This is a genomic window from Veronia pacifica (genome assembly GCF_001707825.1).
GTDB classification, from domain to species: Bacteria; Pseudomonadota; Gammaproteobacteria; order Enterobacterales; family Vibrionaceae; genus Veronia; species Veronia pacifica.
The window spans coordinates 1-20,988 of sequence record NZ_LYBM01000064.1; the positions used below are offsets into that span (position 1 = coordinate 1).

General features: G+C 44.0%; 16 protein-coding genes and 3 tRNA genes. 5 read left to right on the forward strand and 14 right to left on the reverse strand.

Translation table 11 applies throughout. The features are described 5' to 3' along the window. Positions 1–32: 32 nt before the first annotated feature. The 3 genes from A8L45_RS21735 to ctlX all read left to right on the forward strand — a co-directional run bounded on the left by A8L45_RS21735 (position 33) and on the right by ctlX (position 1,885). Positions 33–106, forward strand: a tRNA-Cys gene (locus A8L45_RS21735). Positions 107–248: 142 nt separating this feature from the next. Further along, positions 249–740, forward strand: a complete 492-nt coding sequence (locus A8L45_RS21740) for an Lrp/AsnC family transcriptional regulator (RefSeq protein WP_068905456.1) — start codon at positions 249–251, stop codon at positions 738–740. Positions 741–913: 173 nt separating this feature from the next. Continuing rightward, positions 914–1,885 (forward strand): citrulline utilization hydrolase CtlX, encoded by a 972-nt coding sequence (gene ctlX / locus A8L45_RS21745; RefSeq protein ID WP_068905457.1) that lies wholly within the window; start codon positions 914–916, stop codon positions 1,883–1,885. Positions 1,886–1,964: 79 nt separating this feature from the next. Here the strand turns inward: ctlX and A8L45_RS21750 are convergent, their stop codons facing one another. Continuing rightward, on the reverse strand, positions 1,965–2,327 hold the full coding sequence (locus A8L45_RS21750; protein ID WP_068905458.1) for a HopJ type III effector protein: 363 nt from the start codon (positions 2,325–2,327) through the stop codon (positions 1,965–1,967). Positions 2,328–2,649: 322 nt separating this feature from the next. Between A8L45_RS21750 and A8L45_RS21755 the strand changes: the two genes are divergently transcribed. Beyond that, positions 2,650–2,740 (forward strand) — tRNA-Ser (locus A8L45_RS21755). Positions 2,741–2,880: 140 nt separating this feature from the next. Here A8L45_RS21755 and A8L45_RS21760 read toward each other — a convergent pair. The 6 genes from A8L45_RS21760 to A8L45_RS21785 form a co-directional block, all read right to left on the reverse strand. Further along, positions 2,881–4,215, reverse strand: coding sequence for an MFS transporter (locus A8L45_RS21760; RefSeq protein ID WP_068905459.1), 1,335 nt, complete (start codon positions 4,213–4,215; stop codon positions 2,881–2,883). 333 nt (positions 4,216–4,548) lie between these two features. Further along, the gene (locus tag A8L45_RS21765) at positions 4,549–5,328 is read right to left on the reverse strand and encodes a helix-turn-helix domain-containing protein (protein WP_068905460.1); all 780 of its coding nucleotides are present in this window, start codon (positions 5,326–5,328) and stop codon (positions 4,549–4,551) included. A gap of 146 nt (positions 5,329–5,474) precedes the next feature. Then, positions 5,475–5,903, reverse strand: a complete 429-nt coding sequence (locus A8L45_RS21770) for an acyl-CoA thioesterase (RefSeq protein WP_139122450.1) — start codon at positions 5,901–5,903, stop codon at positions 5,475–5,477. A 169-nt stretch (positions 5,904–6,072) separates the two neighbouring features. Continuing rightward, positions 6,073–7,740, reverse strand: a complete 1,668-nt coding sequence (locus A8L45_RS21775) for an alkaline phosphatase D family protein (protein ID WP_068905462.1) — start codon at positions 7,738–7,740, stop codon at positions 6,073–6,075. 196 nt (positions 7,741–7,936) lie between these two features. Further along, positions 7,937–9,328 carry an aldehyde dehydrogenase family protein gene (locus A8L45_RS21780; RefSeq protein WP_068905463.1) on the reverse strand — a complete coding sequence of 464 codons (1,392 nt, stop codon included), beginning with the start codon at positions 9,326–9,328 and terminating at the stop codon, positions 7,937–7,939. A 20-nt stretch (positions 9,329–9,348) separates the two neighbouring features. Next, positions 9,349–11,013, reverse strand: a complete 1,665-nt coding sequence (locus A8L45_RS21785) for an acetolactate synthase large subunit (RefSeq protein WP_245680795.1) — start codon at positions 11,011–11,013, stop codon at positions 9,349–9,351. A 469-nt stretch (positions 11,014–11,482) separates the two neighbouring features. Between A8L45_RS21785 and A8L45_RS21790 the strand changes: the two genes are divergently transcribed. Then, positions 11,483–11,573: transfer RNA gene (locus A8L45_RS21790), tRNA-Ser, on the forward strand. 158 nt (positions 11,574–11,731) lie between these two features. On the opposite strand, the gene A8L45_RS21795 is transcribed toward A8L45_RS21790, so the two are convergent. The 7 genes from A8L45_RS21795 to A8L45_RS21825 all read right to left on the reverse strand — a co-directional run. After that, entirely contained in the window at positions 11,732–13,942 is a 2,211-nt protein-coding gene (locus A8L45_RS21795) for an HlyD family secretion protein (RefSeq protein ID WP_068905465.1), read from the reverse strand. Continuing rightward, a complete protein-coding gene (locus tag A8L45_RS21800; RefSeq protein ID WP_068905466.1) occupies positions 13,908–16,115 on the reverse strand; it encodes a peptidase domain-containing ABC transporter in 2,208 nt (735 codons plus the stop codon). Before A8L45_RS21800 ends, A8L45_RS21795 begins: the two co-directional genes overlap by 35 nt. A gap of 163 nt (positions 16,116–16,278) precedes the next feature. Continuing rightward, positions 16,279–16,461 carry a hypothetical protein gene (locus A8L45_RS21805; protein WP_068905467.1) on the reverse strand — a complete coding sequence of 61 codons (183 nt, stop codon included), beginning with the start codon at positions 16,459–16,461 and terminating at the stop codon, positions 16,279–16,281. 151 nt (positions 16,462–16,612) lie between these two features. Then, a complete protein-coding gene (locus A8L45_RS21810; RefSeq protein ID WP_068905468.1) occupies positions 16,613–16,843 on the reverse strand; it encodes a hypothetical protein in 231 nt (76 codons plus the stop codon). 806 nt (positions 16,844–17,649) lie between these two features. Further along, entirely contained in the window at positions 17,650–18,594 is a 945-nt protein-coding gene (locus tag A8L45_RS21815) for a cation diffusion facilitator family transporter (protein WP_245680796.1), read from the reverse strand. Between the two features lie 327 nt (positions 18,595–18,921). Next, complete coding sequence (locus tag A8L45_RS21820) at positions 18,922–19,326, reverse strand: hypothetical protein (RefSeq protein WP_068905470.1); 405 nt, start codon at positions 19,324–19,326, stop codon at positions 18,922–18,924. A 4-nt stretch (positions 19,327–19,330) separates the two neighbouring features. Next, positions 19,331–20,988: S8 family serine peptidase (locus A8L45_RS21825; protein ID WP_068905471.1), on the reverse strand; the 1,658-nt coding region annotated here is incomplete at its 5' end.

Below are 20,988 nucleotides of genomic sequence, written 5' to 3' on the forward strand. Positions count from 1 at the left end.
GACGCGCCTCCATCCTTTTCTATTTCTCTCATGGCGCGTTGGCAGAGTGGCTATGCAGCGGATTGCAAATCCGTGGACCTCGGTTCGACTCCGGGACGCGCCTCCATCACTTTCTCAATTTTCTCTTCAAAGATAAAACGCAATAAAGTCCCGCTCTGATTCAATATTCGTCCTGTCTATAACGCAATTCGTATTTATTTATATAAAATAGGAAGAAACAAACGGACTAATTTTGTCAGGGATCGCCTATGAATACGCCTCAGAATTCACTGGATAAAACAGATATCGAAATTTTACGTATCCTTCAGGATAATGGTCGTTTACCTGTGGTTGAGCTGGCAAAAAGGGTCAACCTCACCACCACTCCCTGTTCTGAGCGTGTGAAGCGATTAGAGAGAGAAGGATATATTTCAGGTTATCGTGCGGAGCTGTCCGCTGAGAAACTGGGGTATGAAGTGATTGTATTTATTCATATCCGTTTGGACCAAACTAACTTTTCGATTTTTGAAAAATTTGCTCTAGCGGCAGAGCTGATGCCAGAAATTGAAGAGTGTTATTCACTGTCTGGTGATTTCGACACCATGATTAAAGTCAGGGTACGAAACATCAAGCAATATCAACATTTCATGTCAGTAAAGCTGGCTCAGTTGCCGGGTATTATTCAGACCCGTAGCGAAATAGTGATTGATGAGCATAAGCGCGGTAATGGCCTAAATCCAGATTTACTCTCGCCGAGCTAGTTTGGTATATCCACTGCCCATATTGAGATTTAACTAGGTACTTTACCTAGAGTGAGTGAAATTTTTAATTAATATTACTGTTATAACCTAAAACCGTCATGATTTTTAGGTAAATACTTAATGGTGTCATAGCTACAATAACGATAAGTTCTCTATAAGTTGTTGGAGCAAAAATGGTTGTTCAGTTTAGCCAAGGTAGGCATCACCCTCTGCACTTCCGCCCACATACGGCTCAATCTGTGATTATGGTCCCCCCTGTTGATTTTGCATTCAACACCGAAGCCAGCGCAGATAACGAATTTCAGAATAAGCCTTCAATACCCGGCGATCAGGTGCGAACGCGTGCGACCTCTGAATTTAATGCCATGGTTAATTGCTTATCTGAGCATGGCATTGATGTTGTTGTTATGAACTATCAGCCCGAAGAACAAAGCACCCCTGATGCTGTTTTCCCTAATAACTGGTTCAGCACCTCTCCGAATGGAGAGATCACGCTATACCCAATGGCGTGCGAGAATCGTCGCCGTGAAGTTCGCCAAGAACCTCTCAAGCAGGTGCTTAATCAGCATGGCTACGATGTCATAAACTACGATGAGCTTGTTGAGCTTTCCAATCCTGACACGTTTCTTGAAAGCACTGGTGTTATGGTTATGGATCATGTCAACCGCGTGGTTTATGCGGCCATTTCAGCTCGTTGTGACCAAGGGTTATTAAGTCATTGGGCAGCGAAAACGGGGTACAAGGTTATAGCGTTTGACACTCATCTGTCTTCTGGGAGCCCTGTTTACCATACCAATGTGATGATGTCTGTTGGTGAGACGTTTGCGGTCATATGTGATGACATTATCGATAGATTTGAGAGACGAAGAGTGTTGGATTCTTTGTCATCAACCAAAGAGGTCGTGACAATCACTGAATCTCAGATGGCCTCTTTTTGCGGTAATATCCTCCAGTTGCAAAACCAACATGGTGAGCGATTTATTGCTATGTCTCAGTCCGCTTTTGACGCTTTTACAGACGAGCAAAAGACAAAACTATCGGCTCATGGCACCTTGCTGCCTTTCGATGTTTCAACCATCGAATCGATTGGTGGTGGTAGTGTTCGTTGTATGTTGGCTGAGAACTTCCTGCCCCGAGTAAGATAAAACCAAAAAATCTATTGGCAAAGCAACGAAAAAAGCTGAGTAGTGAACTCAGCTTTTTTGTATAAGAGGTCGTTAAATATTAAGCTTCTGTCGTCAACTTTTTGATGGTAAGAGGCAGCTTTTCAAAGTGAATGCCTTCCCATCCAGTCGAGATGAAGTTTCGGATATTTTGGTGGTCGCTACCTGATGGATTGCCAAGCACATCTTCGCGATAAAATTTGCCAAAACACGCCAGTGTTTGTTCTTCGGTCAGGTTATGGAGCTTGCCAAAAGCGAGGATCTTGCATGAACCTGTATTCTGTCCGGCTTTATTGATGAGCTTGCCATTGGTAAAACGAGCAGGAGAGAATTCGTAAAGCTTATCGATCAATGTGATCACTTCTTCAAACTCAACAATGTCCGGTATCGATTCGAGTTTAGTCAGAAAGGCCTCTAGTTGCATGATGCTCCCATTGATATGTAAATTTGTTTTTCGTCCATTTGCCCTCCTTTTACCAATCTGAAGTGCTTTTGTGAAGTGGTGCAGACTAAACTTGTGTGCTGAGAGTCATATCTGAAATTTTTCATTGAAATACCGTTGTTTTTTAGCGGTATTGTTTTCTTGAACTTGCTCGAATTTTTTTCAAAACGCCAAACGAGAAATCATTCTGGCTTATTTTGATATTTTTATGAGCGAAGTGTTTTTATTTCAGCCGTTTGAATTTAAATTGGCTCATTATCTCTTTACAGCATACCGTTCTGATATTAATATTCTCCGCACTTACGGAGAGATGGCTGAGTGGTTGAAAGCACCGGTCTTGAAAACCGGCATACGTTAATAGCGTATCTAGGGTTCAAATCCCTATCTCTCCGCCACATTAAAAAAGCCGCTGCATCTGTTAGCGGCTTTTTGCTATCTTCAGATTGAACATTACCCACCAGATATACTTTTTTCCCTTTGCCTCGTGATAAAAGATGCGAACGGACTTCGGAGACATTCTCTTTTTAATTCTGTGTCAGCTTATCTGGTGAATCGTTTGATGGGCACGCTTTGCTGGTGGTTCATCGAATGCATCCGGATAGGTTTCTTTTACCCAGTCACCGATCTCTTCGGCGGGGGTATTAAGAAAGGCCGTCATATTAGGCACCAGCGCGTAGACGGGTAATGTCAGCGCCGCGACACCACTGCAGGCAAGAAACACAGACCACGGACCAAAAATATCGATCAGAAAACCCGTTGCGGAAACACCCAGAGGGATGGCTGCGCTGGCTACCATTCCCATCGCCGATAAAATACGGCTTCTAAAATGATCTGGAATCGCGAGGGTAAGCTGAGTTTGCATCAGTATATTATTCCAGGTCGCGGCCATAATAGTCACACCAAAGCCAACGACCAGTAGCCAGTATGACTGAAGACTCATCACCACGACCAAACTAGCTATAGCTAAACACAGACTGCCAATAACAATGCGATTATTGGCAACATTTTTGGTGATCAGCGAGAGAGAGACGGAGGCAAGTAATGCGCCGACAGCGATGGCAGCTTCTAGTATTCCAACATGGTAAGGCGTAAGACCCAAAACTTCCTTCACCAGATAAGGCATGAGGGCAAAAATAGGGTTTATCGCCATGTTGATCAAAACAGCACATAACACCATGGATAACACAATTCGTATCTTTATCATTGCTCTGAAACCCTGATAAATATCTTCCCGCCATTTTTTTACTGTCAACTGGCCTTGGTCTTCTCGTTTGGGTTTTGTATTTTTTCTAATGAGTGAAAGGCCCAGTACAGATGCCAGAAAAGAGACTAAATTCACCAGCACTGCACCTTTAATCCCGAGCGTAGCTACCATAGTGGCACCAAATACACCACCCAATAACAAAGTAATAGCGTCAAGCGCCTGAACACTTTGGTTAGCTCGTTGAAACTGCTCAGGCTCGACAAGGTTTGAGACGATAGGTTCGCTTCCAGCATTGAACATACTTGCGAAAATGCTGGCGATAACACTCAAGGATATCAATAAGGGGATTGTCATATTGTCGGTAAAAAATAGGCTCGCCATCGCTGCCACTGTCACGATTTTTCCGGCGTTTGCCCACAGCATAATGGCTCTTCGTGAATATCTATCGCCGAGAGGGGCCAACAATGGTGAAAAAATGATATTTGCCAACATGGTCGGTACCAGTACAGTGGCCATGCTTGCTGCAGAACCTGTCATGTCTAAAACCCACCAGGCGACAGCTAATGTTTGCGCTGATGTCCCCAGGTCTGACAAAAACTCGCCGCCGCGGTACCACCAAAAATCTCGACCTAGCCCCTTTTGGGTCTCTTTACCTTTCCCTGACATGTGTTGTTCTCCATACTTCATTTATTTATGAGTATGTTTTTTATGATTTTTTACTTCAATAATCAGGTTGTTGAGTATCTGTTTCAGTACCAAGGTTGTATCTGATTCAGATACTTAAAGGTGTCATTCTGAGGAATTGAGTGCGTTTCACATGAAGCATGGCTGATTATTTGATGTATGGTGCGGGGGTTAGATCACTCCAAGTCAGTATAAGGGTGTGGCAGGTGTTCTCTTTGAACACTCTCATTTTTTGATTAGATGAGTACTGGAAATGAAAGTCCTAGCGGGCTGTGATCGCAGCAAGTGCCGATCGTTACTTTTCTTTTTTTGAACTCACACCTCATCAACAATATCTTCTACAGGAAAAAGAGGTGTGTCTGCTTCATAGACAGCCATTGTGCGTCGGTAGATTTTTATGTCTTGTGAGGGATTACGGATATGTTCCATCGTCAATTTGCTAAATTTTTCGTTTAGTTCCCTCAAGTCGTCAACGTATTTCTTGTTCTCCGTCTCAGTTAACATGGTCATGCCCAAAAAGAAGAAGTCATCCTCTTCTGGCTTTCCACGTTCTATTAAAGTGTCCAATTTGGATTTCAGATCAGCCAGAAATCTTTGTTGGTATAAATTGACGAGTTCATGTTTTCCCTCTGGGTCAATCTCGGTGCTCAATGGATAGACGAGCTCAATATCGTTACCGGTAAGAGAGATAAACTTTGTCTTCTCGAGTTCCCGTGCATAAAGGTAGGCAGATGGCAGGTTGATAGAAAAGTGCTCTGCAAGCGTTTTTATGCTCCTTTTACCACTGATAATAGCGCCATAGATTTCTAGTAGTGCCGGTTTTTCAAGTTGCGAGGTAAGTTGTTCTTCGGTCATAGACGATGAGAGCAGGGAGAGGTTATTTTCACTCAGCCAAAGAAGCTCCGACAGAGACGTCTCCGCTGCGCTGCATAGCTGAATGAGTTGGTCGAGACTGATATGAGGTCTGTTTAGCAAGCGTTTGATTGTTACTTCTGAAAGCTCACAACGGGTCGCCAGTTCTTTGTAAGTGAGCCCTTTTGATTTTAATGCTCCCTTTAACGCATCCAGCATAGCTATCGCTTGGTTCTGACTCATTTTTTATACCCATTGCATGATGAAAATCAGATTTATAGTAAGGGGAAAATGATAGGCAACGCTATGTTGTGGAAGGAGTTGAGAGAAAACTCTCAATTTGTTTCGCGGCTAGAAAAGCAGATCTCTCGACCTGCAATCTTTCTGGCCTATTGACCTTCGATTTCTTCTATTGCAGCCTTTATCGAATCAGAGAGCTGGGCTTTGCAATTGTTGGCGAAGTCGAACATCACGACTTTTGCCCAGCCTTTGGTGGTCAGTTTTTGCTGCTGTTTACTGAAAACAGCATACTCCATCTCAAACCTGTCATCACCTAAATCAACGATTCGTGACCCGATAAGAAGGGTATCCGGATAGGTAACCGGGCGAAAATATTTACAGCTAGTCTCACCGAGGACCGGGCCAACTTTGGTTTTTGGGATCTCCTCCATCATGGCGATTCGATCAAAGTAGTCAATGCGTGCGGTTTCGAAATATCGGAAGTACACCACGTTATTCACATGGTTAAGGGCATCCATTTCTCCCCATGCGACAGGAATTTCAGTGACGATAGGATAGTCTTTGAGAGCATCAGTCACAGTTGTTTTCTCCTTGTTAAACACTTGTTTGAATAATGCTAGCATTGTTTGTCTGGGCGACGGAGAAAATTTAAATATCAGTGTCCGAAATTTTGATTAATGTTGGTTTTAGCCGAGGTGGTAAAGAGGACGTCAAGTTGCTGACGTCCCTCATATTACCCGTTATTAACTATGCAGAGAGCACCTTCAAGCCGTCTAAAGTCGATACCGATTTGGTGGATACTGAGTAGTCCTTTGACTTCACAGTTGAAACGAAGTGCCAACGTGCCGTGAGCTGCTGGTGCGAGGCATGGATAGCCATAAAACCGCGTTGCGACAAATCAGTATATGTGAGGTCTTTTATAAGCAGAGGAAGAGTGAATTCAAACTCTTTTAAAGCGCTTTCATCAATCGCTAAATACTTCTCCAGCCCCGGGGAGCTTACTGAACTGGTCGCAAACTCGACGCCAATGTCATTATTTGCCTGAGACTTCAGTTCCCCTGACCATGCGTTATGCGTGTCGCCTGCCAGACTGATCAATGACTTGTTATTTTTCTCAAATTGCGCGAAAAGCCACTCGCGGTCGCTGTAGTATCCATCCCATGCGTCCAGATTATAGGGCAGATGAGGGACGCTCTCTTTATCCTCAAGCTGCAGATATGCCTGAATAGCGGCTGCCACTGCACTCATTGCATCTGCTTTTTGCTCGGCGGGGGCATTTAGCAGGGCAAAGATTGCCATTAACACATTTTGGGGCAGGTTCATTTTTGTCATCAGGACCTGCTGACCAAGTACACTCCACTTTGCATCATTGGATGCGAGTCTCTCAGTGAGCCACTGTTTTTGTGAGTCGCCGAGAAGTTGCCTGTTGGGTGAATAGGACTCCCGAATCACTTTTTCTACTTCTGCTGCATCACCAGAGGCCGGATATTCCAGTGGTTTGTCTCTGCCAATAACCCGTGTATCCAGCATGTATAGGTCGATCAAATTGCCGAAATTGAAGTCACGGTAGATCAGCATGTTCGAGTCAGTATTCTCCCTGACTGGCAACCACTCAACCCATGCGGCTGCGGCGGCTGCTCGTCGAACTGCAAATTCGCCTTCTGAGGGATCGTGGTTTTCCGCACCTTCTTTCCATGCATCATTGGCAAGCTCGTGGTCATCCCAAACAGCAATCATGGGTATCGATGCGTGAAGGGCTTGGAGATCGGGATCGGAACGATACTGACCATAGCGTTTTCGATAATCATCCAGCGATAGACACTCTTTCCCTTTACTTGGCAAGCGACCCATGGCTTCGGCATCTTCTGTTGCATAACCAGCAGAGCCATATTCATAGATATAATCACCAAGGTGCAGCACAGCATCGAAAGGCGTATTTTGATGCTGATTAACAATTTCCCGGTAAACATTGAAATAGCCAGCGGGGTAGTTTGAGCATGAAACGACGGCCAGGGAGGCGGCATCAATATCTCCCTCAGAGAGGGTTTTCGTTTGTCCTACTGGGCTATAGCGTCCGTTGCATAGAAAACGATAGAAATAGCGGGTGCCTGGGGCGAGTTTATCGGCATCCACTTTAACGGTGAAATCGCGTGAGCCGTCTGTGATGATTTGTCCTTGCTGGCTAATTGAACTGAACGATTTATCTGTCGCTACTTCCCAATGCACTGTGACCTGATTGGCTGCTGTCGTCACTCGCGTCCAGAGGATCACAGCTGTCTGAGTTGGGTCGCCGCTGGCAACACCGTGTTCAAAAGCGATCTCTGCTTGTTTATCTGAGGAAAAACACCCTGTCAGTGTTGTGGCGGCAATACCGCCTGAAACCGACTGAATAAAGTGGCGTCGTGAAATACCCATATACTGCTTCCTTGAATCATTATTATTTTACTGGACTGACCAGTTGGCAAGGATTTCACTGCATTGTTTCATTTTTGTTACTTAGTACATTGTTTTATCAATAGATGCAAGGGTTTGCGAGTGAGTTCAAGACTTTGATAGGAGTAGTACAAATAAAAAAGCCGCTTTGGACAGCGGCTTCTAGGAACGCAGCTTTTTAAAGAGACGGACTCTTAAAGACCATCATTTTATCCCGAGTCATATCATGCATTGAATATTGAATACCACCAAGACCCATACCAGACGCGTCGCGTCCGCCGAATGGCATCCAGTCCACCCGGAAGGCAGTATGATCATTAATCATAACAGCCGTCGCGTTGAGCCTGCTGCTTGTGTACAGGGCGTCTTCCAGCTGTTGGGTGTAAACCGCTGCCTGAAAAGCAAAAGGCAGACTATTAGCTTTTGCAATTGCCGCGTCTTTGTCAGTGAAAGGATATATACAGACCACGGGACCGAATATTTCCTGCTGACTGACACGAGCATTTTCCGGCGGGTTGAGCAGCACAGTGGGTGCATAGCAATGGTCAGACACTTTCTCACCACCGCACAGTACTTTTGCGCCTTCAGACTTGGCTTCTTCAACCCATGCTGATACGCGGTTTACTTCTTGAGGTAATATCAGTGGGCCAACTTCGGTGTCCGGATCCAATGGATCACCGACTTTGAGTAATTTAGCTGCTTCACTGATTCTCTGTGCGACCTCATCGCAAACAGAATGATGAACATAGACACGCTGAACAGAGACGCAAACCTGACCTGCATGATAAAACCCGCCTTTCGTCACGTCAGACACTACGGCATCGAGATCTGCGCTTCCATCAACAATGACAGGAGCGGCTCCTCCATGTTCAAGAGCGCACCGTGTTCCGGGTGCAAGTAATGAACGCAGCATCCAGCCAACTTTGGCAGAGCCAATAAAGGAAAGGAAATTTACCCGTTCGTCACTGACAAGCTTGCTGGCCGCGGTGTTATCACATACCAATGCCTGACACCATCCGTCCGGTAAACCCGCTTCTTTCAGTATCTCAACAAACCTCAGACAGGAGAGAGGAGTGGTGGTAGCGGGCTTAATCACCACAGGGCAACCGACAGCAATGGCTGGCACCGTTTGGTGTATGATAAGGTTTAACGGGTGATTGAAAGCACTGATTGACGAAACAACGCCTATGGGTTCGCGCTGGGTAAATGCCAGGCGGTTGGCTGAAGACGCGGTCTGTCCCATAGGGATTTGTTCGCCCTTGATCTGCGGTATGTGTTCAATGGCTAACTTGACGCCATTTATCGCCCTCATGACCTCCACTTTTGAGTCCATGTAAGGCTTACCGCCCTCTTCAGCGGCAAGCTTCGTCAGAGCCTCAACCTGAGAGGACATGATCTCTGCTGTCTTTTCAAGAATGGCAATGCGCTGATGTGCGGGTAGCCAGGCATCGCGGTCGAGAAAAAGGGCGTGTGCGCGACCGATAGCCGCATCAACGTCTTCCTCATTCTGAGTCGGAATAGTTTTGATCAGCCCACCGTCAAATGGGCGAAAAACCTGAAGCTCAGGCATAGAAAGTCTCCTTATCCTGACTAGCTGATATCTTTACTCTCTTTGATGAGAACGTTGAGGATCGAGTGGTTTAATGAATAATCAACGGGTAGGTCGATGAGGTGAACCCCTTTGGTGTTCAGCGCATGCTTGAGGATAGACTGAAACTCATCATGACTGTCTGGGCGATGACCGATAGCACCAAAACTGTTAGCGTACTTGACCAGATCAGGGTTATCAAAATCCAGGCCCCAGTTAGCCAGTCCCTGTCCTTCCTGCTTCCACTTGATCATTCCATAGGCGCTGTCGTTAAGAATGATAACCACCATATCGAGTCCCATTCTGACAGCGGTTTCGAGTTCCTGAGAGTTCATCAGAAAGCCACCGTCACCGTTGACTGAGACAACTTTTTTGTTGGGATACAGTTGTTTTGCTGTCATGGCAGAGGGTAGGCCTGCTCCCATGGTGGCTAAGGCGTTATCGAGTAACAGGGTATTGTTGGTGTGGCAGAGATAGTTACGCGCAAACCAGATTTTATAGACCCCATTGTCGAGTGTGACAATATCTTCATCGCCTAGGTTGTCACGCAACACTTTTACCAGTCGTTGTGGCAGCATGGGGAAGCGGCGGTCTTCAAAGTACTTGGTTGTTTTTTCCGTCACGTATTGCTTAACACGGGCGAAGTAGCTCATATCCTGCGACAGCTCACCGACTTTGTCTGTCAGTCGTTCCACTGATGCAGAAATATCACCAACAACGTTGACCTGTGGAAAGTACACTTCATCGGTTCGTGCACCGAAAAAGTTAACATGAATGACCTTAGTCCCATCTCGCTCCATAAAGAAAGGAGGTTTTTCGATCACGTCATGGCCAACATTAATGATCAGGTCTGCTTTTTCGATGGCGCAGTGAAGGAAATCATGGCTTGATAATGCTGCTGTACCGATAAATCTCTCGTGCCTTTCATCAACAACACCTTTTCCCATTTGCGTGTTAAAGAAATAGATACCCGTTTTATCAATAAACTCAGTCAGAGCGGCACTTGCACGTTTCCGGTTTGCACCCGCTCCGATGAGTAATAGAGGCATTTTTGCCTTCTTTACCATCTCAGCAGCTTGCATCAGAGACTTCTCATCCGCTTGAGGACGTCGGCTGTTCACTACATCAAAGATCTCTGCTTTAGACTCTTCTGCTGCGATATCCTCTGGTAGCTCTAGATAGCCAGCGCCGGGACGCTCTTCCATACATTCACGAAATGATTCCCTCACCATAGCGGGTACATTGTTACCGTCCACTATTTGCTCTGAGTACTTGGTTATCGGTTTCATCAAATTAACAACATCAACGATCTGGAAGCGACCCTGTTTACTTTTTCTGATTGGCTTTTGGCCGCCGAGCATGATCATGGGCATAGCACCGAGCTGCGCATAGGCTGCAGCGGTGACAAAGTTGGTTGCACCTGGCCCAAGTGTGGAGAGGCATACTCCTGGTTTGCCCGTAAGACGTCCGTATGTGGCAGCCATAAAACCTGCTGCCTGCTCGTGGCGGGTAAGGATGAGTTTTATGGGAGAGTCCTTCAGAGAATCGAGGAAATCCAGGTTTTCTTCACCGGGAATACCGTATATATATTCAACACCCTCATTTTCCAGTGCTTTTACAAAAAGATCTGATGTTTTCATTGCTTTTGTCTCACATCCGGTTTTCATGACGGCGTGCGAAATATCAGGCGATACTACAGGCAATCCGGGCAATGCTTGTTTGCTCAGCTACCAATTCTCCGAATTAGCGCGCTAACGTTTAACCTATCAATAAGAAAGGTGTTTTTTATCAGTGTAGACTCAGACCGGGCATCAGGGAGAGAATTTCGGTTTGTCGACAAATCGCTTATTAGAAAATGTCGTCGTCACAACAGAGACGGTATTATGCTGTTTTCACCGTATTAGACATGTATGGGAAACGAGATTTGATGGCAAGTGGTGTCAAATGCTTATATTTAGAAGTATTGAGGAAAAAAACCATACAAAATAAAAGCTTCAAAGAAAGAAAAGAACAGTAGTTTCATAACAAATAGAGTGCATTTAGAGCAGGTTGACTGCTTACTGTTCGTTTGAACTTCTTTATATCAAATTTCTCTTTACAGCTGCCAAATCCATGATTATTATTCGCCGCACTTACGGAGAGATGGCTGAGTGGTTGAAAGCACCGGTCTTGAAAACCGGCATACGTTAATAGCGTATCTAGGGTTCAAATCCCTATCTCTCCGCCACATTGAAAAGCCCGCGTAATCTTGAAAAAGAGCGCGGGCTTTTTGCATATAACGCTTTTTTATCTCGTCTGCATTGAGAGCAGAGCGCTGGGGGAGAAGCGGGAAGACATCTAAAAATAAGTATCCCTCTCCCTCATGCGATTTCCTATCACAATACCTCAGAACATTCTGCTGAATGCCTTAAAGAAAGGCTCGAACAGCCATTCGAAAAGAGAAATTTCTGGCTGAAGAATATCAGCACTGATCAGCATTCCATTTTTGAAGCCCGCCTTGGGAAGGGTATCCTTGCCATGCTCAGTATAAATTTCAATGTTGGCCTTGTAATATAGTGAGCCACGGGGAAGATCGACGACGAAGTCACTATGTTGGTAGCTCGACGATGACATCTTGACGATCTTGCCGTGGAAACTGCCAAATTCCTCTATGGGAAACGCGTCAACGATGACTCTCACGTTCTGACCGATGGCGGTATTATTGAGGAAGCTGGTGGGAATAAACAGTACTGCATGGCGGACTTGGTCTTCTCGCTCAAGTGGAGTGATCTCCATGATAGCTCTGCCATCGACAACCACAGTGTCGCCCAGTGAAACCTTTAGATTATTAACAATTCCAGAACGCTCTGCCTTGACTGTCACTGTGCGTTTTTGATTAAGCTCTGCGAGTTTTTTTCGAATGCCGGATACTTTCATCTCTTCGTTATTCAGCATGAGTTTAAGTTTGAACTCACTTTTTTTAAGTTGGTTTCTGAGCCGGTTTATGTCGGTCAGCATACTGTTCTTCCTGAACTTATAATTCGCCAGTTCCTTCTCGGCGTTGATCATTTTGAGTTGCTCGCCTTCATAGATCGTCTGCGATGTCATTTTTTTCTCATACAGATCGTGTTGCCGCATAACCTGCTTTCTGAACAGACTGATATGCTGCTGCTGTTTGTTGATGATATGTTCAATGTTCTCAATTTGGCGCTCTTTTGACTCAATATCTGTCGTCACCAGTTTTCGGTTTTGTTGATGTTCAAGCCTGATGTAATCCATGTTGCGTTCGAGCGTCTTTATATCCTGATTCAACTGTGCAGTGACCGTTTCACCAAGTGGAGACTCACGATTGATCGCGCCAGACACTTTGATACTAAAAATGACGTCTCCTTTTTGGACAATGTCGCCTTCTTTAACACGTAGATCTATCACTTGACCTGTATTGGCGATTTTAACCTCAGCTTTTTCATCATTGCTCAGTAGGTAGCCCACCGCTGTGTCGCTTGCCGCGTAGTCAACGTTGAACAAGACTAAAGTGGCTGCGACAAAAATCGATAATATGCCGTAGCAAAATAGGCGCAGGGTGGGAGGTGTTTCTACACGCCCAGTGATGAAAGATTCAAAGTTACTTTTCATTTCCTTCTCAGCAGCTCCATGTTGTTTACGGCCATAAAGAGACTCAATATCACGCCACAGGTGCCAGCGGGTAATGTTGGCAACGACGGCTTCCTGTAAGTCAGCAAAAACTTCGTTGTTCCAAGAATACGCAGTGCAGAACTCTTCGCTGGCCACCTTGGGTATGGCGATTTCTGTCACGGTGAGCTCACGTCGTTGATTCTCAAACAAGGACATATTGGACGTCACTGTAAACACACCAGGAGTATCTTGTGTTTGATTAATTAATGATTCTATGCTTCTTGAGGCAACGACTTGTCTGGAGAAGAGATTCACGTAATCGCACTTTTCGTTGGCGATACAGAGAGTGGTAGGAATAAATACAACACTATTGGTGTCTGATTTGGTCCATTCACCCAATTTGCTCATGAGCGATGGGTCGTCATTGCGCAGGACGATATCGTTCCCCGTTGGTCGGAGAGTGCGCAAAAGACCCGATAAAATGGTGGGGCTGACGTAATGACGGCTGTAAACATCAAGGACAATGACCGCTGTTTTGTTGTCAGGCAATTTGTTGACTAGCGTAAGTAAGGTACTTTGAAGGCACCCGAATGAATGGATAAAGATAAACTGAGTATGGAATTTATCTGCCAGCCAAGTGGATTCATTAGTAATGTCTGTTGCTGCCAGCATCTTCCTTACGGTGTTAAAGCGGCAAAATGGAAGCAAGCGACGACTTTTTTCTACCTGATACTGGTCACGAGAAAAGGCTATGCTCTTCTCGGGTAGGTCAGCCTGTAGATCTGGCATGATGGCGGCAACATTCTGGCAAAATACTTCGGTGTGCCTCTTTCCTGACCTCCTTAGTAGCCAAAAGAAGGTGTAAAGACAGCTCAGTAGAGCGTTTGGCATCAATCTAAATAGGGCCAACCAAAAGCGAACGCCAAATTCGGTCCATTGCTGTCGTTTAGCTGACGCGGCTTTGAGTGAATGCTGACTCATGATTCGCCTCCTGCTGCTTAAGTTTTCTGAGGCGACCGTTGCGGATCAAATAGGTTGAATCAAATCGATCAATGATTGACGTATCATGAGTGATCACAATCAGGGTGCTATGAACATTGTTGATAATGTTATTCACCAGTTTTTGAGACGTTTTGATATCAAGGTTTGAGGTGAACTCGTCAAGAATCAGGCATTGAGGATTTTTATATAAGGCCCGTGCAATCAAAACACGCTGCTTCTGCCCTGCAGAGAGAAATCCCGAATTTTCGGTCAACATCGTTTTATATCCGCAGGTCATTTCTTGAATATCGTCATAAATCAGTGAGAGTTTGCAAACGTGTTCTAATAAGGGGTAGTCAATGTCGTAGCTGGTAAGAGCGATGTTTTCTTCGAGTGTGCCAGCAAAGATATAATCATCTTGAGACAGGGTGGAAAAACAGGCTCGTTGGTTGATCAAGGTGACTGTGTCAGTATCGATATCATTAATCATTAACTGACCTGATGACTGTTTGTGTAGCCCGGAAATAATATTGGTTAGCGTTGTTTTTCCGGATCCTGTTTTACCCACAATACACACCTTCTCACAGGATCTGATCTGAAGATTGATGTCTTCCAATATTTTTCGTTCAGAGCCAAGGGGCGAAAACGTCAGTGCTTCTGCGCTAATCTTGAGCCCAGGTTGAGGTGCGTCAGCCAGCAAGCGCACTTTCTTTTTCCCGGATTTTGATTGTGTGACCAGTTTGGTTGGTTTTTCTGATGCGTTCTCTATTTCTGATGACTCGCTGATTATGTCATTCACCCGTTCTAAATGAACTTCAATGGAGTTTTTGAGAATTAAAGACTCAATTAAAATGATCACCTGTTCCGTAAAAATATTTTTGTACATGATGAATGCGAAGAGGGTGCCGAGGCTCATTTCACCGTCTATGACCTGCAAGCCGCCGACGGTCACAATTAAGATCAACTCGCTGGATAGAAACAGTTTGCTGAGAGAGCCCAAAACAATATTGAGTTTCTGGCGTTTCAGTGCAGCCGCAATAGATGTGGCATATTGACTGCCCCATTGATTTTTTTTGCTGTTTTCGTTGGAGAAAGCCTTGACAGTTTTGACTGACTTAATGGTATCGATAGCGATTGAGTCTGCTTTCGCAGCCTCATTGACGGCCAGCTTTTCAGCTTCGATCACCCGACTTTTGAATGCGAACTTTGCTGAGCCAAATAACGCCATTATTCCCAATGAAAGCATGGCAAGCATGGGGTTGAAGTAAAACATCACACTGATTGTCAACGCAATGATGATACTGGCAGTGATAATAGCGAGAACGCCATCCACCAGAAATCCGGCGACCACTTCTGATGATTTTATTCTTGCCAGACAGTCTCCCGTTCGTCGGCGTTTAAAATAATCAATGGGAAGATAAACCAGCTTAGAGAAGATACCGATTCCTAATTTCTCGCCCAACCTAAACTTGAGGCTGTTCTTGGCCAGCTCTGTCACGTAACTGAAGATCATTTCATGGAAAAATATGGCAGCAAAGATTGTTGATAGCACGAAAAGGAGATCAATATTGCCCTTGCTAATTGCTTCATCAACAACCTTTTGGACATACAGTGGCGAAAAAAGAGAGATGATTGCGGTACAAAAAGTCACGAAAAGAATCAGCGACAAACTGTTTTTAAAACCCGGCATCATCTTTCTTATATCTGCAAAGTTGACGCCTTTATGCTTGTCATTATCAATAAGATCTGAGGGGTGAACCTGTTTGCTAAGGTTGGGTATCAACTCCAGCGCGAAGCCCGTTGCCATATCCTCAAACTGTTCCCGGCTATACTGCCTTCGGCCCAAAGCCGGATCGATAATACCTATTTTTTGTTGAGAGACGGCTTCAACCACAACGAAGTGGTTTCCTCCCCAGTGTAAAATACAAGGTAAATCCAGTTCTTCTGGATGTGCGGGTTCATATTTAACGGCTGAGGTGTGTAATCCTATCAGTTGCGCTGTTTCAGCTATCTGTCTGATGGATATACCCGCATCGATTGAAGTAGGGTTGAGTTTTCTAAGCTGTGGAAGATGTATATCGATTCCATATTGGTTTGCAATCATTACTAAGCAGGCATTTCCGCACTCAGCATTTTCTGATTGCAAGACAACTTTCATTTTTCCATAGCCCATGGACAATTCTCCCTTTGAGCAATGATAATAACGCTCGCCTCATTATTGGCGGGTTTTCAGCTTTTTCTTGGTATGAAACGATGCATGATGAGAAAACAATGCTTCGTTTGTAAGGAGGAAAAATAAGTAGAGGAGTGTTTCCTCTACCTATTTATTTCCCATGTTATCGAGAAGGGAAGGCGCTAATTAGATCAGAAATTGCGCTGCCAACAGCACCAAGAGCAGATGCAAATTCCCCAGCCGCACTGAAAAATGGACCAAGAGCGTTGAGGATAGTGAGAGCATCTTCAAGGCTATGCCCACCGAGTATTTCGTCACTTTCTTGATGAGTCATTTCAATTTTCATTTTAATTCCTTTCTCTATAAAAATGATTATCCCCATCCTCTTTAAATAATTATTAGCTGTGAATATATTTAATTAAGCAAAGGAAAACACCATAGCTAACATCTAATTATTTTTTTAGGGAAGGGTATTAAGCACTGGTTATTATAACAAATTAAATAAACTTCTTAGCTTCCGAGGCTTGATCTCCAAAAACGCTATTAATAGCCTGATAGAGACCAATGCCTGCAGTGACTAGACCAACCAGTGCAGCAGCGGCAGAGAATGCAGCGCCAGTGAGACCGAAGACAGCTGTTGCAATACCAATGGCTGTCATTATGCTCATTGTCGCTGCGGCACCGCCATGTATTTCATCTGCTTCTTTCATTGTCATAACAACTTTCATTTTATATCTCCTTTTAATTTAAGTTGACACTTCTCTACACTCAAACCCCCAATAAATTAATAAATGATAAATTTTATTTTCAAATTTAAATTAAAATAAAAGATTAATTTTTACTTATTAATTTAATCATCGGGAAACCTGAGTTGGAATAAACAATAAACTTTGAAAAATAAAAAACAAATAACTTTTCTGTTAAAAACAATCTGTTTTTTTAATGTTATATATGAATAAAAAAAGAGATTAGTATCTGCTTCGATACTATTTATGATTTTTTGCAAGTTTAATTTGAAGTAAAGTCTAATTTAGATTATTAATCTAGTTGTATATTTAACTAATCTTATATGTGAGTAAATTATTGATTAGACTTAATTCTCTATTTTTATATTTTTTTGATAAGTATTATTTTTCTATGGGGGCAATATCTAATCTGATACAGATTAAAAAGAGGTGAGTGTGTGAGAGGTAGCATAAAGATTTTTAAATATTCATTTTCATTTTTAACACAGAAAAGTCACATGAAGTAAAAACCAAGGATATAAAAACTAACGAGGTGTATTAAAAAAGACTTGATGATCTCACAATATGAAAAATATAGTTAAATCATATGCATGATTATTTATATTGTATGAGTGTTATTTTTAACTCGATATTTAGCATTGATATGCATTATTAATAAATAGTGGCTTTGTTACTCATCAGACATTTGAGAGAATAATATTTTATATGCAATATAAAGAGTAATGAAATAGTTCTTTTAGAGATAAAACGAAATCTATTGCGACTACAGATGTAGCCGCACAGTCTAATCATAGCCACTTACTTTTGGCGGTAAAGCTGACTGATAGCCAGGTATTACCCAATCGTCGCACTATGGTGTTATCGATGACTTCCCTTATCTGGTCCTGACGCTCAAGAGGCCACTGTTCAGGGTTATCAATAAGTATATTGATCTCTAAGTCATATCGGCGTCCACTTTTAACGAAGTGACTGCTGTAATCACTAAACTGGTGATGCTCAGCAATTTTCTTCAATGTGCTATCTACACCGTGCTTCACTTTATTATTAGGTGTAATTAACAACACCTCTTTCAGGTTTTTGCGCAGTACGCTAATTGGAAGCATGGCAGCGACCAGTGCAAGGGAAGAAACCAATATAGGGTCCACATATCGATTCCAATCACTAAAACCCAGCCAACTCAGCAAAGCAACCAACATAAATCCAATGAGGATAGTGCCGCTTAAAATACCGTCGACCAGCCATTCTTGGGAATCAACACGTACCAGCTCAGATTGTACTTCTTTGGAAATGTAACGTTCAGCAAAGAAAATACTGAAGCAAAGCAAAGTAGAAAATAGGGCATAACCGAGTGCCGCGCCAAGTTCGACCTGATGCCCCTCATTAAAGAGAGAGGTGATGCCTGTATAAAAAGCAAAACCACAAATAACCAGTATGACAATACCATTGATCACACTAATCAGTGGTTCGAGGTGTGAATAACCAAACTGGAACTGTTCATCCTCAGGTTGTGAAATAAGGTGAGCGGTATAAAGAGATAACCCTGTCATACCCATGCTGAGAAAAGAGAAAATACCATCAAGCATAATAGCCTGTGAATTTACCAATTTGCCTACAATAAGACCGCTCAGTGCCATGACTACAGTGCCAGCAAGGGAGAGCTTGAGTGATAGTTTTTCCCTACTGATACGACGGCTAGAAGCCATATTTTCCTCCCGATCTAGGGTGTGTGACATAGATTTTTCCTACTTAATTGTAATTTTTCAAACGACATACCGTCTGTTGTGTTCATCGCTATTTTCATGCACTCAATCGAAGGTATACACCTGAATTTAGCGACGCATAACGTATCTGAGGTAGCCCGAGACGAAGATGAGGACGTTTTCGCTGTTTGTCGTTGTCTGTGTGCTTTTTCATCAAACGGGTCAGATCGGCGGCAGTATATCTGTGGTTGGAAAAAAAGGAAGAAATATTTCTAGTCTGCTTATATGACGAATGTTTTTAGGGCTGAGGAGAAAGCTGATGGAAAAGACCAGCGTGGCCAGATGCTGGTCTTTACTCGTTTATTGAAGTTTCAGAAGGTTAGTACTCACCTCGATCTCGGCCTTGAGTACGCCGGGTTGATGCATCAGCCATTCAACCTTTTGACCGAGTTCTGTTTCTTGCGGGTAGGATAAAAGCCAGAAACCCTTGCCAATTTTTATTATCTCTGCATCTGAGTCAGTAAATGAGAGGCTGTGATGATCATTAGACTTTAGGACGATACTGCCAGAGAGTTTACCTTCAATGTCAAGAGTATGGTTTTTAACTTGTTGACCAGCATAAAAACCTGATTCTTTTGAAGAATAGGAGTGGATATCTTGGTTTACTTCATAATGGAGACCACCGCTGACGATTTCTCCAGCATGTACAAGGTTAGTGCTCATCAACAGGACAAGCATACTCATCAATATATTTCTTGTTTTCATTTGCTTAGCCTCTGTGTCCGTATATACGAAGTTCTACATTATGCAACGTGCCAAGAACTTTGTTATTGTCGATGGCGTGCTCACCTATGCTAGTTTTGCCGTTAGACTTATGTAAGCCATAAAGCTTCAATGAATCGTTCTTAGTATCCGTCACTTTCACCGTCCAGGCGCCTGCTGATTCCTCATCCAAAAATGCATGACTTAAAAAAAGTAAGTCCTCAAACTTTTCTCCAATAGACCTAAAGTGAAGGTTCCTGGGGGTGGCAACCACTGAGCGTGTACCAGTGGGCGAAATTATCTCAATCGCCAAGTCACTCGGCCTGCCATGGCTGAGATCAAGCTTTAGCTGAACAGCTTCTATTTTTTGGTTCCCGGAAATAACGACTTGCTTTGATACGCCGTCAAAGGTTTCTGGAATGGTGGTTGCTTTTAAATCTGTGGCTTGCTTGAAATCAGTAATCTCAAGCGGGGGTAACAAGTCGTAAGTGCTACTTTTTGCCTTTTCTACTGCCGCTTTTGCATCAAGCATTCCGAAGCCGTACCAGTTATGGAAACGGTGCCCAGCGCTATTGAGTGTCCAACCGGGTTCAGCATCGTACTTCTTGCTGTCTCTGCTCAGAACAACAGGTTCAAAAGCAGCATCCACCTGCTTTGCGGTGGTTGCCATAATATATCGCACATCGCGCCAGGTTAGACTGGGGTTGGCCTGCATGACTAATGCTGCGACTCCTGATGCGACCGGTGCTGCTGAGGATGTACCGTTGAAGCGAGAGGTATAATTGCAGTCGGTTTTATCCTGAATTTCTTGGGTCAGCCCGCCAGTCGTATCGAAATATCCTCTGGAATAGCCTCCCCCACAGCCAGAGATGTCGGTTGTGATCATGGCAGGGTGCTTCTTGCCATCGCCACCGCCGGGTGCAGAAAACATCACTGACGATCCAACCGTTGAGTAATAGGCCAGTGGCGAGTCGGCGTCAGCACTTAATGCCGAAACAACAGTGTTATAAAAGCTGGCGTTTTCAGGGTCTGAATTCGCTATTTGAGCCGGCAAACGTCGTTCTTCCGGTTCGCTTGGTTGTATTTGAGAACGAATATTATATCCAAGCTGTTTGAATCCATTACCTGCAGACTTGATCATCAAAGCAGGATCTGAATTGTTTTCGTAATGGTATGCAAGAGCTGCCTCCTGCAGCTCAAATCTGAGCACAGACAGCGGTAGTAGAAATAGAGTCTCGAATCCATAACTCTGGTTGATGATATTGGCAGTGCTAACAAGATCACCGACGTGGGTTCGTAGAAAGGGTGTTAAGTTCTTTTCCTCTGTTCCTACATAGTTAAAACCAAAAAGTTGTGCATCCGGCGATACGCCCCTGCCACCTAAACTATTGTTGGCTTTGGCAGCGATTAACCCGGCCACTGAGGTGCCATGGTCCCCGTCCTCAGAATAGCGAGATGGCGAAGGGTCATTGCTGGAATTTAAGAAATTATAGGAGATACCCGGGACAATATTGTCAGCCAAGTCTTCATGACCGAGTTCTAAGCCTGAATCGACAACGGCTACATGAACCCCTCTTCCAGTAATGCCAATCTCATGCAGATCAGCGATGTTGATATCGAAACCGGGCGTACCGTGTGAATCCGAAAAAGCAGATTGACCGGTAT